Consider the following 15,342-nt stretch of genomic DNA (forward strand, 5'->3'; position numbering starts at 1 on the left):
GGCGTCATGCGCGTCAATCGGCGTGCTGGGCGGGGTCATCGCCTTGTTCTCCAAGCCTTTCACGGGCGGGCTGTTTTCTAGCTGTTGAGCCTGGGTCTGTTGCCCTTTGGTTCAGCGTCGCGGGGCGTGATCCATCGCCTTGCGTTGAATCATAGGCATTGTTGCGCCACTGTGCTGCCATCATGCGGTAATGGGTTTTGCCCGAAAATCGAGCTTGCGGCAGACTGACGACCGACACGCCACCTCAGCCACATCACTCCGAGCCGAGCGTTGTCCGCACTGCTCCTGCTCAATTTCTTCGACAACCGCCTGCCTTCGAGGCCCGCCTTGGAAACCACGGTCTTTCTCGCCGTCATCGCCGCCGCTGCCCTGCATGCCGGCTGGAACGCTCTGCTCAAGATTGGTCTGGATCGCTTCCTCACCGCCACGCTGATCCAGATCGGTGCCGGTCTGGTGGCGCTCTGCGCTCTGCCGCTGGTGGCGCTGCCACAAGCCTCGGCCTGGCCGTGGATCGCGCTGTCGGCGCTGCTGCATATCGGCTACAACTTTTTCCTCGCCCGCGCCTACCAGTACGGCGATCTGGGCCAGGTCTACCCGATTGCTCGGGGCAGCTCGCCGCTGATGGTCGCCTTGCTGTCACTGCTGCTGTTGCATGACGGGCTCGGTGCCCTGCAGTTGCTGGGTTTGCTGGTTCTGGTGCTGGGCATCTGGCTGATGGCGCTGCGCGGCGGCCATCACAAGGCGCCACAGGGGGCGATGCTGGTCTGTGCGTTGATGACGGCACTGTTCATCGCCGGCTACACCCTCAGCGATGCCATGGGCGCGCGCAACAATGGCGATGCGCTGAGCTATTCGCTGTGGCTGTTCACCGTCAACGGCGTGGTGATGGCGGTGGTATTGGCCATCAGCCGTGGGCCGCGCGCCTTCCTGCAGTTGGGCCCGCACTGGCGTGGCGGGCTGGCCGGTGGGGCGATGTCGATGGCGGCCTACACCATAGTGATCTGGGCCATGACCCAGGCGCCGGTGGCATTGGTTTCGGCCCTGCGCGAGACCAGCGTGGTGTTCGCCGTGCTGCTGGGGGTGGTGTTGCTCAAGGAAAGATTGCGACCGATTCGTCTGCTGGCGTGCGCGGTAATCGCGGCTGGTGTGGTGGTGATGAAGTTGGCTTAGGGGTTCGGTCAAGGCCGCATTGGAGTAGGTGGTGGGCTGAAGTAGTCCGCCGTCCGGCTCACTCTACTGGACTGCGAGAACATAACTTGGTGGGCTGAAACTGATCGCCGCCCGGCCCACCCTACAAGGACATCTGTAGGAGCGGGCTTTGCTCGCGCCCCCAAGCACAAAAGCTTCGCGAGCAGAGCTCGCTCCTACCCGGTACACCAACGCAACCAGCAGGTCAGGAGACGACCCGCACCATCAGGTCAGCCTGACTCGGCATTCTGATCGGGAACCCGAGCCCCGCTTTGCAGTTCTGTTGATCAACGGGTGCTGAGTCGTTGACCGTTTTTTCGTCATACGCTGCCTGCATGCTGGCCGTGCTGACTGCCTGGACGCGAGAGTTTTTGCCGGCCAGGCGGGCTTGCGGCACACTAGCGCCCTTCCCGAGCCACCGCTCGTTTTGCCACACAAGCAGAGTCCGTATGACCCGTTCCCCCTTCCGCCGCCTCGTCTTCGGATCGTTGCGCCGCCTGCTGTACCTCTGGGTACGCTCGGAAACCATCAACCAGTCCGCCTTCACCCTCAAGCTAGACCGCAGCAAGCCGGTGTTCTACGTGCTGCAGCAGCCGTCGGTGAGCGACCTGGCGGTGGTCGACCGCGAGTGCACCAAGGCCGGCCTGCCGCGCCCGGTGTTGCCGGTAGCGGTCGGGGAACACATCGAGCCCGCCGCCTTCTTCTACCTGACACCTGAGCCGGACTGGTTCGGCCGTCAGGACAAGCGCGGCATTTCGCCAACCCTGGATCGAGTGGTCACTGCCCTCAGCCAGCATGCCGTGGATGACGCGCAGATCGTCCCGGTCAGCGTGTTCTGGGGGCAGTCGCCGGATCGCGAAACCAGCCCCTGGAAACTGCTGTTCGCCGACAGCTGGGCGGTGACCGGGCGCCTGCGCCGGCTGGTCAGCATCCTGATTCTCGGGCGCAAGACCCGCGTGCAGTTCTCCACGCCGATTCACCTGCGCGAGCTGGTCGAGCAGGACAAGGGGCAGGAGCGCACGCTGCGCATGGTGCATCGCATCCTGCGCGTGCACTTCCGCAACCAGAAGGCGGCGGTGATCGGCCCGGACGTGTCGCACCGACGCAATCTGGTCAAAGGCCTCGTACATGACCCGATGGTGCGTCAGGCGATTGCCGAGGAAGCCGAGCGCGAGAAGATCAGCCAGGAGAAGGCCGAAGCCCAGGCGCTGCGCTATGGCAACGAGATCGCCTCGGACTACACCTATACGGTGATCCGCTTCCTCGAGCTGGTGCTTTCCTGGTTCTGGAACAAGATCTACGACGGCATCAAGGTGCACAACGTCGAAGGCGTGCGCGACATTGCCCAGGGCCACGAGGTGATCTACGTGCCCTGCCACCGCAGCCACATCGACTACCTGCTGCTGTCCTACCTGCTGTTCCGCAATGGCCTGACGCCGCCGCACATCGCCGCCGGCATCAACCTCAACATGCCGGTAATCGGCGGTCTGCTGCGCCGTGGCGGCGCCTTCTTCATGCGCCGCACCTTCAAGGGCAACCCGCTGTACACCGCGGTGTTCAACGAATACCTGCACACCCTGTTCAGCAAGGGTTTCCCGGTCGAGTACTTCGTCGAGGGCGGGCGCTCGCGCACCGGACGCATGCTGCGGCCGAAGACCGGCATGCTGGCCATCACCCTGCGCAGCTTCCTGCGCAGCAATCGCCTGCCCATCGTCTTCGTGCCGGTATACATCGGCTACGAGCGCGTGCTGGAAGGCCGCACCTACCTGGGCGAGCTTCGAGGCGCGAGCAAGAAGAAGGAGTCGATCTTCGACCTGTTCAAGGTGCTCGGCGCGCTCAAGCAGCGCTTCGGCCAGGTCTCGGTGAACTTCGGCGAGCCGATCAAGCTGGCCGAATTCCTCGATCAGCAGCAGCCCGGCTGGCGTCAGCAGGAGCTGGGCCCGCAGTACCGCCCGGCCTGGCTCAACGACACCACCAACCGCCTGGGCGAGCGCGTGGCGCGTCACCTCAACGAGGCGGCGTCGATCAACCCGGTCAACCTGGTGGCATTGGCGCTGCTGTCCACCAGCAAGCTGGCACTGGACGACCGTGCCCTGGCCCGTGTGCTCGACCTCTACCTGGCCCTGCTGCGCGCGGTGCCCTACTCGCCGCATACCACCCTGCCAGACGGCGACGGCGCGGCGCTGATCGAGCACGTCAAGGGCATGGACCTGCTGGCCGAACAGAAGGACGCGCTGGGCAAGATTCTGTATCTGGACGAGCAGAATGCCGTCCTGATGACCTACTACCGCAACAACGTGCTGCACATCTTCGCCCTGCCGGCGCTGCTGGCGAGCTTCTTCCAGAGCAGCGCGCGAATCAGCCGCGAGCAGATCCTGCGCTACGCCGGCGCGCTGTATCCGTATCTGCAATCGGAGCTGTTCATCCGCTGGGAACAGAGCGAGCTGGAAGCCGTGATCGACCAGTGGCTGGTAGCCTTCGTCGAGCAGGGCCTGCTCAAGGTCGAGGGCGACGTATACGTGCGCCCGGCGCCGAGCTCGCGCCAGTTCGTGCTGCTGACCCTACTGTCGCGCTCGGTGGCGCAGACCCTGCAGCGTTTCTACATGGCCATCGCCCTGCTGCTCAACGCCGGGCAGAACGCGATCAGCGCCGAGGAGCTGGAAGACCTGTGCACGGTCATGGCCCAGCGCCTGTCGATCCTGCATGGCCTGAACGCGCCGGAGTTCTTCGACAAGAGCCTGTTCCGCCACTTCATCCAAAGCCTGCTGGACCAAGGCGTGCTGCGCCAGGACGAAGCCGGCAAGCTCAGCCATCACCCGCTGCTTAGCGAGCTGGCCGAAGGCGCTGCCAAGCGCGTGCTGCCAGCGGAGATTCGCCTGTCGATCCGCCAGGTGGCGCTGGATCGTAACGAGGATGAGCCGGCAGCGCCGTAATCGTAGGGTGTCGCGGGGCCGCCAAGGCCATGCGCACCTTCGAATCACCATTGCCGCGGTGCGCACGGCGCACCCTACCCGTTAAAGCCTCGGGTGGATGTCGCTTTTGACATCCACCATCGCGGACGGACGATGCAAGCAGACGAACCTGTCACGGTTTTGGCAGTCAGTCGATAAGCCACACACCGGCAGGAGGCCCTGGCCATGATCGATTCCCTGATGTTGAGCGCTGCACGCATCACCACGCTGGCGACTGGGCAGGTACTGACCAACGCCAGCGGTTTCTTCTTCCGCCGGGATCAACGGCTGTTCCTCGTCACCAGCCGTCACGTGATGCTCGACGAGCCGAGCGGCCATCAACCCGATAACCTGCAGATCGAGCTGCATACCGACGCAGACAACCTGGCCAGCACCGTCAGCTTTTCCATCCCGCTGTATGACGGCGAACAGCACCTGTGGCGTCAGGGTATGGATGGTGCGGGCGAGATCGACGTGGCGGTGATCGAGCTGGATCAGGCCGCCCTTCCCGACAACGGCGCTTACCAGGCCTTCACCCCGCAGCACCTGCTGCAAGCCGACGAGCATGTGGAAATAGGCTCGACGCTGCTGGTGGTGGGCTTCCCGCTGGGATTTCAGGACACCCTGCACCGCATGCCGGTGGCACGCCATGCCGGACTGGCATCGTCCTTCGGTCTGCGCTTCCACGGCCTGGGCTACTTTCTCACCGATGGCCGCACCCATCGCGGCCTGAGCGGCGCGCCGGTGGTCAAGCGCGCCGACGTCGATGGCGAACTGCCCTGGACACTTCTGGGTATCCACTCCACCCGCCTGCTGGGCAATCGCGACGAAGACCAGGACGAAGCCCTGGGCCTGAACTGCACCTGGTATGCCGATATTCTGATGACGCTGACGGAATAACCCGAACCGAGGCGCCGGCCACTCGTAGGACGGACTCAGAGCGTAAGGCCATGCCCAGTTCGGCACCACGACTCACGCCCGATGCTCCCACCAACGGCGTACTGCTTCCGAGCGGCCGGCGTCCCGGTACGCCCTACTCGCTACGAAACGTGGATGCCGGGTTCGGACCAGAACATCGCGGCTGAAGCCGCTCCTACAGGTATTCACCCGTCCCGTAGGAGCGGCTGGGCGGCATTGCGCTTCAGCCGCGAAAGATTCAGCTCACGAATGTCAGCGGCCCAATAAAAAACCCGCCCTGCGCATCACGCAGGGCGGGTTTCTTTACAGCGGTTAAAGCCTTACAGAGTCACAGCAGCCGGCTCGGGCTCGGCGGCCATTTCCACGTCCGGCGCCACTTCGATGTGCTGCAGCTCGAGACGCTCGCTGCTCCACTGGCGGATGCGGTTGGTCAGTGCCAGGTCGTCGTTGAGCTTCTGCCCGTATGACGGGATGATCTCCTTCAGACGCTCCTGCCACTCGGGGGTGGCGACCTTGTCGGCGAAGGCCTTCTCGATCAGGTGCAGCATGATCGGCGCAGCGGTGGAGGCACCCGGCGAGGCGCCCAGCAGTGCGCTGATGCTGCCGTCAGCGGAGGTCACCACTTCGGTGCCGAACTGCAGCACGCCGCCCTTCTCGGCATCCTTCTTGATGATCTGCACGCGCTGGCCAGCATTGATCAGTTCCCAGTCGGCAGCCTGCGCCTCCGGGAAGTACTCGCGCAGCGAAGCCATGCGGTCTTCCTGGCTGAGCATCAGCTGGCCCATCAGGTAGGTGCTCAGCGACCAGTTGTCCATGCCGGCGTTGACCATCGGCATGAAGTTGTCAGTGGTCATGCTGCTGAACATGTCGAGCAGCGAGCCGTTCTTCAGGTACTTGGTGGAGAAGGTGGCGAACGGGCCGAACAGCAGCACGTTCTCGCCGTCGATCACGCGTGTGTCCAGGTGCGGCACGGACATGGGCGGCGAGCCGACAGAAGCCTTGCCATAGACCTTGGCCAGGTGCTGGGCAACCACGTCCTGGTTACGCGTCATCAGGAACTGGCCACCGACCGGGAAGCCGGCGTAGCCCTTGGCTTCTTCGATACCGGACTTCTGCAGCAGCTTGAGCGCGCCACCACCAGCGCCGATGAAGACGAAGCGCGCATTGATGCTCTGCTCAGCGCCGTCCTTGGCCAGGTCGGCCACGGTGACACGCCAGGTGCCATCTTCATTACGCTGCAGATCGCGAACTTCGTGCTCAAGGTGCAGGCTGGCCTGCTGCTTGCCGATCAGCGAGTCGATGAGCTGACGGGTGATCTCGCCGAAGTTGACGTCGGTGCCGATGGCCATACGGGTGGCGGCGACCTTCTGCTGCGGGTCACGACCTTGCATGACCAGCGGTACCCACTGGGCGATCTGCGTGTGATCCTCGGTGAACTCCATGCCACGGAACAGGTTGCTGTGCTGCAGCGCAGCATGGCGCTTGCGCAGGTATTCGACGTTGTCGTCACCCCAGACGAAGCTCATGTGCGGGGTGATGTTGATGAAGCTCTTGGGCTTGCTCAGCACCTCGCGCTCGACCTGGGTGGCCCAGAACTGCTTGGAGATCTCGAACGACTCGTTGATGGCGATGGCCTTGCTGATGTCGATGCCACCGTCGGCGGTTTCCGGGGTGTAATTCAGCTCGCAGAACGCCGAGTGGCCGGTGCCGGCATTGTTCCAGCCGTTGGAGCTTTCGGCGGCTACCTGGTCGAGACGCTCGTAGATTTCGATGCTCCAGTCCGGCTGCAGCTCGTGGAGGTAGGTGCCGAGGGTGGCGCTCATCACGCCAGCGCCGATCAGCAGCACGTCGACGGTTTTCTCGGGCTCGCGGGGCTTGGAGCAACCGATCACGCTGAGACAAAGCAGCGTCAGCAGGATTTTCTTCATGGGATAGTCCAGTTCATCGCACGACGACAACAGCCGTGCAGGCAAGGTTTCGGGTAGCGGCCGTTTGGGCCGCACATGGGCGATAGCCGCAGATCTGCGGCGCGGCGGGAGGAAGGGTGTTTCCAGGCCTCTTGGCGGGCGTATTCCGATCGCGCCGCGTGCTGGAGCAATATGCGTGCCGCTGAAAGGATTCAGCAGTCCCTGTGCGGCTTTCTGCCACACAGCCGGAACGGGGCTGGCGGGAACTCGCCAGATCCACGGGAGGAGCCCCCTGGAAATGGCGGAATCCCGCCCGAATCAGGCCAGCAGCAGCGGCAACAGCAAGGCAGTGCCAATGCCCAGCAGGCTCATCGCCAGGGCGGCGAAGGCGCCGCACTCCTCACCTTCCTGCAAGGCGTGCGCGGTGCCGATGGCATGGGCATTGATACCGTAGCTCAGGCCACGGGCCGCGGGGTGATCGACGCCCGCCCAACGCAGCAGCAGCGGCCCCATGGCCGTACCGATCACCCCGGTGAGCATCACCATCACCGCCGCCAGCGAGGCGACGCCGCCGATCTGCTCGGCCACCGGCATGGCAATCGGCATGGTCACGAATTTCGGTGCCAGGCTCATCACCACGCTCCAGTCGGCGCCCAGCGCCCAGCCGATGGCCAGGGTCAGCGCCACCGACAGGACGCCGCCGGCCGTCAGGGTGATCAGCACGGGCCAGAACAATTGGCGGATGCGCTTGATGTTGTGCTGCAGCGGCACCGCCAGGGCTACGGTGGCCGGCCCCAGTAGCCAGGCAACGGGCTCGGCGCCAGCGCGGTAGGTGGCGTAATCCACGCCGCACAGCAGCAAGGTGGCGACGATCAGCGTCACCGATACCAGCACCGGCTGCAGCAGCAGCCAGCCGCTGCGGCGATAGAGCCAGGCGGCGATCAGAAAAGCGGCCAGGGTCAGGGCGATGGCGAACAGCGGATGATGAGTCAGCAGCGTCATCCCTTGCGCTCCTGACGGCGGATCAGCGTCTGCAACAGCCAGCCGCAGAACGGCACGGTGACCAGCAGCGACAGCACCAACGCCGTGGCGATCACCGGCAGTTCACCGAGCAGCAGGTCACTGCTGGTCATGATCCCCGAGGCCGGCACGGCCAGCAGCAGCGGCAGATATGGCAACAAACCACCGGCGGCCTGCTGCAGCGGCTCGGGCACGGCGCCGCGCCACATCAGCCAGACCGAGAGCAGCAGCAGGCCAATGATCGAGGCCGGCAGCATCGGCAACAGCCAGTGATTGAGCGCCACGCCGAACAACTGCAGCAATACCAGCCAGAACAGGCCACGCACCATCATGATCTCGACTCCTCCTTATGGCGCCCCCGACGAAACAGCGGACGCGGCTCGATAACCGAGCGACCATACAACACACTGAGCCCTTGCAGGCCCTTGAGTGCATCTTCCAGCGATTTGTCGGCGCGCACGGCGAAGGCATCGAAGCCGCACTGGCGCATGTGCGCCAACTGGTCGCGCAGCACATCACCCACCGCGCGCAACTCGCCGCGCCAGCCCAGGCGGGTACGCAGCAGGTAGGCCTGGCTGTAGCCACGACCATCGCGAAAGCTTGGGAAGTCGATGGCGATCAGCGGCAGGCTGGCGAGAAAGGGCTGCAGCGCCTCCGGCTCGTCATCCACCTGCAACAGCAGGCCATCGGCACTCATCGCCCTGCCCTGCAGCACCGCAGCAGGCTGCCGCTCGCGCCAGGCCGTCAGCGATAGGATCAGCGGCGCGTCCCCTTCAGTGTCGAGTTGCCAGGGATCATCACTGACGATGCAGGCCTGGCCCTCGACCAGGCGAATCAGATTGTTCATGCCACCTCCTCGCGGCTGTACACGCTCGCCTTGAATGGCTCCAGGCCGATGCGCTGGAAGGTGTCGAGAAAGCCTTCGTTGACCTCTCGCTGATCAACGTAAGTACGCACGATGCGCTCGATCACCTCGGGCACCTGCTCGGCGGCGAACGAGGGGCCGATCACCTTGCCCAGCGCCGCCTGCTGTCCCTGGCTACCGCCGAGGGTGAGCTGGTACCACTCGCTACCGTTCTTGTCGACGCCGAGGATGCCAATGTTGCCGATATGGTGGTGGCCGCAGGCGTTCATGCAGCCGGAGATGTTCAGGCTCAGCTCGCCCAGGTCATGCAGGTAGTCGAGGTCGTCGAAACGCTGTTGGATGGCCTGGGCGATGGGGATCGACTTGGCGTTGGCCAGCGAGCAGAAATCACCACCGGGGCAGGCGATGATGTCGGTGAGCAACCCGGCGTTGGCCGTGCCCAGCCCCGCCGCTTCGGCCTCCTGCCATAGCGCGTAGAGGTCGGCCTTGCGTACATCGGGTAGCACCAGGTTCTGTTCGTGGGCGACGCGAATCTCGCCGAAGCCGTAGCGCTCGCTCCAGTCGGCCAGCGCGTCCATCTGCTCTGCACTGACATCGCCGGGCGGTGCGCTGATGCCTGGCTTGGTCGACAGCACCACGCTCAGGTAGCCGGGCACCTGATGCGCCATGACGTTGCGCGAGACCCAGCGGGCGAAGGCCTCATCGCGCGCCAGGTGGGTGCCGAAGTCGAGGTCGAGGGCGTCCTGCGGCACGTAGGCCGGCTTGTGGAAGGAGGCGGCGACGCGCTGGTACTCGTCCTCGGTCAGTTGCGCCGGGCCGTCCTTGATCGGCTGCCACTCGCGCTCCACCTCAGCGGCGAAGGCCTCGATGCCGAGGGCCTTGACCAGGATCTTGATGCGCGCTTTGTATTTGTTGTCGCGCCGACCATGGCGGTTGTACACGCGCAGGATGGCCTCGACGTAGGACAGGCAGTCCTGCCAGTGCAGGCCCTCGCGCAGGGTCTGGGCGATGATCGGCGTGCGCCCCAGGCCGCCACCGACCAGCACGCGCAGACGCAGTTCGTTGGCGGCGTCACGGTACAGCTGCAGGCCGATGTCATGCACCTGAATGGCTGCACGGTCCTGCTCGGCGGCGCACAGGGCGATCTTGAACTTGCGCGGCAGGAAGAGGAACTCCGGGTTGACCGTCGACCACTGGCGCAGGATCTCGGCCAGCGGGCGTGGGTCGAGGTATTCGTCGGCGGCGACCCCGGCGAAGGCCTCGGTGGTGATGTTGCGCACGCAATTGCCCGAGGTCTGGATGGCATGCATATCGTGCTCGGCCAGCCAGTCGAGAATGTCCGGCACGCGCTCGAGCTCGACCCAGTTGAACTGGATGTTCTGCCGCGTGGTGAAGTGCCCGTAACCGTGATCGTACTCGCGGGCGATATGCGCCAAGGCGCGCATCTGCTTGGCCGACAGAGTGCCGTAGGGGATCGCCACCCGCAGCATGTAGGCATGTTTCTGCAGGTACAGGCCGTTCTGCAGGCGCAGCGGCAGGAACTCCTCTTCGCTCAGTTCATCGGCCAGGCGCCGCTGGACCTGGTCGCGGAACTGGGCGACGCGCTCGCGCACCAGCGCGCGGTCATAATCGTCGTATTGGTACATGCCGGCAGGCCTCCTGATCACGGGGCGTCGACTATGCCTGCCGGGCGTGCACCGAAAACAGCGCCAGAAAAGCCTTAAAAAACCGGATCAGATGGATACGCCAGTGGCCGATGCAGGGCACTGATTGGCGTGGCGCGATGTCGCAGGGCGGTATCTGGATCGCTCGACATGAAGGCTCATGACCTCAGAAATGGCGCGGCCTGGCGGCCTGCGTGGCACTTTTCCCTGCGTTCGACGCAATCATCTGATCCGCTTTTTTATCGAAAACCTGAGTCTGTTTTGTAAACAGCCCCACTCGGATCATGGCGCCAGCCTGAATAAACGCCTGATGAGGGCAACGACATGACCGATCTGATCCCCGTGCGCGCCGTCGAGACCATCGACCCGGCCAAGCCCATTCGCCTGACCCCGGCCCAGGCCGGCGGCCCGATCCACACACGCAGCTTCACCGGGCGCTTTCGTAACCTGCGCCTGCTCGGTGCCGGCCTGCTGTTCCTGCTGTTCTTCGGCACCGCCTGGATCGATTGGAACGGCCGCCAGGCGGTGCTCTGGGATCTGGATAACCGCCAGTTCCATATCTTCGGCGCGACCTTCTGGCCACAGGATTTCATCCTGCTCTCGGCCATCCTGATCATCGCCGCCTTCGGCCTGTTCTTCATCACCGTGCTGGCCGGTCGCGTCTGGTGCGGCTACGCCTGCCCGCAGAGCGTGTGGACCTGGGTGTTCATGCGTGTCGAGCAGATCACCGAAGGCGACCGCGGCCAGCGCATCAAGCTCGACGCCGCGCCCTGGTCGCTGCAGAAGCTGGCCCGGCGCAGCGCCAAACACGGCCTGTGGCTAGCGGTGAGCCTGGTCACGGCGATGGCCTTCGTCGGCTACTTCACCCCGGTGCGTCAGCTGACGGTGGACCTGGCGACCTTCGAAGTCGGTGCCACCACGGCCTTCTGGGTGCTGTTCTTCACCGCCGCCACCTATATCAACGCCGGCTGGCTGCGCGAGAAGGTGTGCCGCGACATGTGCCCCTACTCGCGCTTTCAGAGCGTGATGTTCGACAGCGATACGCTGGTCATCTCCTACGACGCCGCCCGTGGCGAAACCCGCGGCCCGCGCCGCAAGGACGCCGACTACAAGGCCGAGGGCCTGGGCGACTGCATCGACTGCACGATGTGCGTACAGGTCTGCCCCACTGGGATCGACATCCGCGATGGCCTGCAACTGGAATGCATCGGCTGCGGCGCCTGCATCGACGCCTGCGACAGCGTCATGGACAAGCTCGGCTATGACCGTGGCCTGGTGCGCTACAGCTCGGAAAACGAGCTGGCCGGCGGCAAGACCCACTGGCTGCGCCCGCGCCTGATCGGCTACGCGGCGATGCTGGCGGTGATGATCGGCGCCTTCGCCTGGGCCCTGGCCGAGCGCCCACTGATCTCCCTGGACGTGACCCGCGACCGTGGCCTGTTCCGCGAGAATGCCCTGGGCCAGATCGAGAACATCTACAGCCTGAAGATCATCAACAAGACCCAGCAAGTGCGCAGCTACGCCATCGGCCTGGTCGAGCCCGGTGACTTCGAGCTGCACGGCCCGCGCACATTGAACCTGGCGCCGGGCGAGATTCGTGATCTGCCGATCAGCGTCGCGCTGACGGCCACGCACAATGCTGCCGGGCCGCAAACCATCCGCTTCGAGGTACGCGACCAGGCCGATTCGCAGAGCCGCGTCAGTACCCAGAGCACCTTCCTCGCACCTCTACGGTGAGGCGCGGTAAACCGTGCTGTTCACTTAACGAAAGTTGAATGCGATCAATCCCCTCTCCCCTCCGGGGAGAGGGCCAGGGAGAGGAGGTAACGTTTACACGGAGGTGTATTTAACCCTCTCCCCCGGCCCCTCTCCCATAAATGGGAGAGGGGAGCAAGCGTCGCGGCCCGAATGCAATCCGGGGCGATTCGAGATACGTCCCCCTCCACGAGGCACTGCCATGTCTGCCGCTCACCCCGTAAAGTGTTCGCCCATACCCTTTGTGTCGGTGAACCAGGACAGGATGAAACGCTACGAAAAATTTGCCGACGAGATCGCCGAACTGATCCGCACCGGCGTGCTCGGCCCCGGCGAGAAGGTGCCCTCGGTACGCCATGCGAGCCGCACCTACGGCGTCAGCCCGTCCACGGTGTTCCAGGCCTACTACCTGCTGGAAGATCGCGGTCTGATCCAGGCACGCGCCCGTTCCGGCTACTTCGTTCGCGAACACGCCAAACGCCCGCTGCACGAGCCTGAGCTGACCGCCCACGCCGCGCAAACCACCGAGGTCGACGTCAGCGAGCTGGTGTTCTCCGTGCTCGCCTCGCTGAAGGACCCGCACACCGTGCCCTTCGGCTCGGCCTTCCCCAGCCCCGACCTGTTCCCCCTGCCGCGTCTGGCCAAGAGCATGGCGCACGCGCTGCGCAGGCTTTCGCCGCACGAGATCATCGCCGACATGACCGCCGGCAACGCCGACCTGCGCCGGCAGATCGCCCTGCGCTACATGGTCAGCGGCGTGATGCTGCCGATGGAGGAACTGGTGATCAGCAACGGCGCCATGGAGGCGCTCAACCTCTGCCTGCAGTGCGTGACCCAGCCCGGCGACCTGGTGGCTATCGAATCCCCCACCTTCTACGCCTGCCTGCAGGTGCTGGAGCGGCTGCAGCTCAAGGCCGTGGAAATCCCCGTGCACCCACGCGAGGGCATCGACCTGGGCGCCCTGTCGGAGAGTCTGAAGCAACTGCCGATCAAGGCCTGCTGGTTCATGAGTAGCCTGCAGAACCCGCTCGGCGCGAGCATGAGCGAGGAGAAGAAGCAGGCGCTGTATGAGTTGCTGGTCGAACATCAGGTGCCGCTGATCGAGGACGACGTATACGCCGAGCTGTACTTCGGCAGCCACCCGCCCAAGCCGGTGAAGAGCTTCGACCGCGAGGGGCTGGTGATGCATTGCAGCTCCTTCTCCAAGAGCCTGGCGCCGGGTTATCGCATCGGCTGGGTGGCCGGCGGGCGCTATGCCGAGCAGATCGCCCGGCTCAAGCTGATGACCACCATCTCGCCGTCGGTGCCAGCCCAGGCAGCGCTGGCCGATTACCTGCAGCACGGCGGCTACGACCGCCACCTGCGCAAGCTGCGCCACGCCCTGGAAATGCAGCAAAGCGCCATGCTCGCCTCTGCCGCCCGGCACTTCCCCGCCAGCACGCGGGTCACGCGACCTTCGGGTGGCTACTTCCTCTGGTTCGAATTTCCCGAACGCCTGGATTCGCTGCAACTGCTGCGCCTGGCCTTGGCCCAGGGCATCAGCCTGGCGCCGGGGCCGATCTTCTCCGCCAGCCAGGGCTTTCGTCACTGCGCGCGGCTGAACTACGGCCATCCGTGGAACCCGCGCAGCGAGCAGGCCATGGAAGTGCTCGGGCGCTTGGTGGCGGGGTTGCTCTGACGCCGGGTGCGCGCAGCGCACCCTACGGATGACCTGCGCCACCTACGTAGGGTGCGCCATGCGCACCGACTGATTTAAAGCGGGCACATCCTACGAGCGCTCTACTTCCACCAGTACTCTACCTGCACGCCGAAGTTGGAGCCGTTGCGTGCGCTGCCGAAGGCGCCGTTCTCGGACAATGCCGAGCCGTCGGCCAGCAGGTTGGCGGCCTGCTGCGCGGCTCGGTTCCAGCTGGCGTAGGTGTAGTACAGGCGAATTTCCGGACGCTCCCAGAAACCGGGGCCCGATGGTGACCAGGTCGGCGCAATGGTGAACTTGGTCAGTTTGCGTGTACCGCCGGGCGCCTCGACCTGGTCGCGACCAATCTCGCCGACCAGCTTGAACTGCTCGGTGAAGGCATAGCTGGTACGCCCGCCGATGGACAGCCAGTTCTGGTCCGCGCCATCCGGGCGCTTGTCCTTCTGGTAGACCAGCTGCACCTGGCCGCCGAGGCGCGGGGTCATCTGGAAGTCGAAGAATTCCACCAGACGCCAGCTGCGGTTACTGCTGTCGAGCGTCGGGTCGCCGGTATAACCCAGACCGGTACCCGGCCCGCGCCCGTATTGCAGGGCGACGGTATTGACCCCGCCGAGGAAGTCCTGCTGTTTGTGTTGTGCGCTCACCGCCCAGCCGCTGTTCGCGTCGGTGCTGTCCGGCTTGTCGATGTAGCTGACGCCCACTTCCAGCTCGCCGCCGGGGTTGACCTGGAAGCCGCCGACATTGAAATCGTGGCGGTTGATGTAGGGCTCCTGGTCGTAGTTGTCCTTGCGCGAGAACACGTAGCTGTACTTGAGGTCGCCGATCTTCATCTCGTCGATACCAAAACCGGTGGCGCTCTGGTTCCAGTAGTAGAAGTCGGTGATGTGGATGTCGTTACGCTTGTAGAAGCGGCGCCCGGCCCACAGCGAACCGCCATTGAGCGCCGGCATGTTGCTCCACTCGGCGTACATCTGGTTCATCCGCGCGAAGCCGTAATCGCCAGTGAATTTCGGCGTATGACCGTACTGGTTGTAGAGCTGGGCCATGCCCTCGACGCTGATCACCGAGCCATCATCCAGGCGAAACAGGTCCTGGCGCAGGTCCAGTTCGATGTACTGCTCGCACTCGTTACCCAGGCGGTACTTGGACTGCGCGCCCGGTAACTGGAAGCACTGCTGCGTGCCGCCGGTGTCGGCGCCACCGATACCGCTGCGCACGTAGCCGGTGAACTCGAGGGCCTGCGCCTGCGGCGTGGCGAAAGCCAATGCCAGCAGGCAGGGAACGCCGACAGAACAGGTGAGGGTTTGCTGTGTGGTCTTCATCGTTGCTCCTGATTGTTTTTATTGAGCGATGCTGCGGATTACCGCCGCAGCGACGG

11 protein-coding genes are annotated in these 15,342 nt (G+C 64.6%); 5 read left to right on the forward strand and 6 right to left on the reverse strand.

What is annotated here, in order from left to right:
- Window positions 1-327 precede the first annotated feature (327 nt).
- The 3 genes from JWV26_RS02385 (at window position 328) to JWV26_RS02395 (ending at window position 5,039) form a co-directional block, all read left to right on the forward strand.
- The gene (locus tag JWV26_RS02385; RefSeq protein WP_064495814.1) at window positions 328-1,170 is read left to right on the forward strand and encodes an EamA family transporter; all 843 of its coding nucleotides are present in this window, start codon (window positions 328-330) and stop codon (window positions 1,168-1,170) included.
- Window positions 1,171-1,637: 467 nt separating this feature from the next.
- Entirely contained in the window at window positions 1,638-4,121 is a 2,484-nt protein-coding gene (gene plsB / locus JWV26_RS02390) for a glycerol-3-phosphate 1-O-acyltransferase PlsB (protein WP_206418302.1), read from the forward strand.
- 204 nt (window positions 4,122-4,325) lie between these two features.
- Entirely contained in the window at window positions 4,326-5,039 is a 714-nt protein-coding gene (locus JWV26_RS02395) for a S1 family peptidase (RefSeq protein WP_206418303.1), read from the forward strand.
- 338 nt (window positions 5,040-5,377) lie between these two features.
- On the opposite strand, the gene JWV26_RS02400 is transcribed toward JWV26_RS02395, so the two are convergent.
- From JWV26_RS02400 to JWV26_RS02420, 5 genes are all read right to left on the reverse strand, one after another.
- Window positions 5,378-6,985 (reverse strand): malate:quinone oxidoreductase, encoded by a 1,608-nt coding sequence (locus tag JWV26_RS02400; RefSeq protein WP_206418304.1) that lies wholly within the window; start codon window positions 6,983-6,985, stop codon window positions 5,378-5,380.
- A 297-nt stretch (window positions 6,986-7,282) separates the two neighbouring features.
- Window positions 7,283-7,966: an LrgB family protein gene (locus JWV26_RS02405; protein WP_074918209.1), complete on the reverse strand. Its 684-nt coding sequence runs from the start codon at window positions 7,964-7,966 to the stop codon at window positions 7,283-7,285.
- A complete protein-coding gene (locus JWV26_RS02410) occupies window positions 7,963-8,316 on the reverse strand; it encodes a CidA/LrgA family protein (protein WP_017674822.1) in 354 nt (117 codons plus the stop codon). Before JWV26_RS02410 ends, JWV26_RS02405 begins: the two co-directional genes overlap by 4 nt.
- Window positions 8,313-8,831, reverse strand: a complete 519-nt coding sequence (locus JWV26_RS02415) for a DUF934 domain-containing protein (RefSeq protein WP_196460895.1) — start codon at window positions 8,829-8,831, stop codon at window positions 8,313-8,315. The genes JWV26_RS02410 and JWV26_RS02415 overlap by 4 nt, the downstream gene beginning before the upstream one ends.
- A complete protein-coding gene (locus tag JWV26_RS02420) occupies window positions 8,828-10,495 on the reverse strand; it encodes a nitrite/sulfite reductase (RefSeq protein ID WP_206418305.1) in 1,668 nt (555 codons plus the stop codon). The genes JWV26_RS02415 and JWV26_RS02420 overlap by 4 nt, the downstream gene beginning before the upstream one ends.
- A gap of 342 nt (window positions 10,496-10,837) precedes the next feature.
- Between JWV26_RS02420 and ccoG the strand changes: the two genes are divergently transcribed.
- Both ccoG and mapR read left to right on the forward strand, forming a co-directional pair.
- The gene (ccoG, locus tag JWV26_RS02425) at window positions 10,838-12,250 is read left to right on the forward strand and encodes a cytochrome c oxidase accessory protein CcoG (RefSeq protein WP_206418306.1); all 1,413 of its coding nucleotides are present in this window, start codon (window positions 10,838-10,840) and stop codon (window positions 12,248-12,250) included.
- A gap of 283 nt (window positions 12,251-12,533) precedes the next feature.
- Window positions 12,534-13,946 carry a GntR family transcriptional regulator MpaR gene (mapR, locus tag JWV26_RS02430; RefSeq protein ID WP_017674826.1) on the forward strand — a complete coding sequence of 471 codons (1,413 nt, stop codon included), beginning with the start codon at window positions 12,534-12,536 and terminating at the stop codon, window positions 13,944-13,946.
- A 101-nt stretch (window positions 13,947-14,047) separates the two neighbouring features.
- On the opposite strand, the gene JWV26_RS02435 is transcribed toward mapR, so the two are convergent.
- Complete coding sequence (locus JWV26_RS02435; RefSeq protein ID WP_072425485.1) at window positions 14,048-15,286, reverse strand: maltoporin; 1,239 nt, start codon at window positions 15,284-15,286, stop codon at window positions 14,048-14,050.
- Window positions 15,287-15,342: the final 56 nt, after the last annotated feature.

Source organism: Ectopseudomonas toyotomiensis, assembly GCF_017167985.1.
In the GTDB taxonomy this organism is placed as follows: domain Bacteria; phylum Pseudomonadota; class Gammaproteobacteria; order Pseudomonadales; family Pseudomonadaceae; genus Aquipseudomonas; species Aquipseudomonas toyotomiensis.

Coding starts and splice junctions, on each gene's coding strand:
- mapR (WP_017674826.1), top strand. CDS start 12,534: ATGAAACGCTACGAAAAATTTGCCGACGAGATCGCCGAACTGATCCGC.
- plsB (WP_206418302.1), top strand. CDS start 1,638: ATGACCCGTTCCCCCTTCCGCCGCCTCGTCTTCGGATCGTTGCGCCGC.
- JWV26_RS02405 (WP_074918209.1), bottom strand. CDS start 7,966: ATGACGCTGCTGACTCATCATCCGCTGTTCGCCATCGCCCTGACCCTG.
- JWV26_RS02400 (WP_206418304.1), bottom strand. CDS start 6,985: ATGAAGAAAATCCTGCTGACGCTGCTTTGTCTCAGCGTGATCGGTTGC.
- JWV26_RS02435 (WP_072425485.1), bottom strand. CDS start 15,286: ATGAAGACCACACAGCAAACCCTCACCTGTTCTGTCGGCGTTCCCTGC.
- JWV26_RS02410 (WP_017674822.1), bottom strand. CDS start 8,316: ATGATGGTGCGTGGCCTGTTCTGGCTGGTATTGCTGCAGTTGTTCGGC.
- JWV26_RS02395 (WP_206418303.1), top strand. CDS start 4,326: ATGATCGATTCCCTGATGTTGAGCGCTGCACGCATCACCACGCTGGCG.
- ccoG (WP_206418306.1), top strand. CDS start 10,838: ATGACCGATCTGATCCCCGTGCGCGCCGTCGAGACCATCGACCCGGCC.
- JWV26_RS02415 (WP_196460895.1), bottom strand. CDS start 8,831: ATGAACAATCTGATTCGCCTGGTCGAGGGCCAGGCCTGCATCGTCAGT.
- JWV26_RS02420 (WP_206418305.1), bottom strand. CDS start 10,495: ATGTACCAATACGACGATTATGACCGCGCGCTGGTGCGCGAGCGCGTC.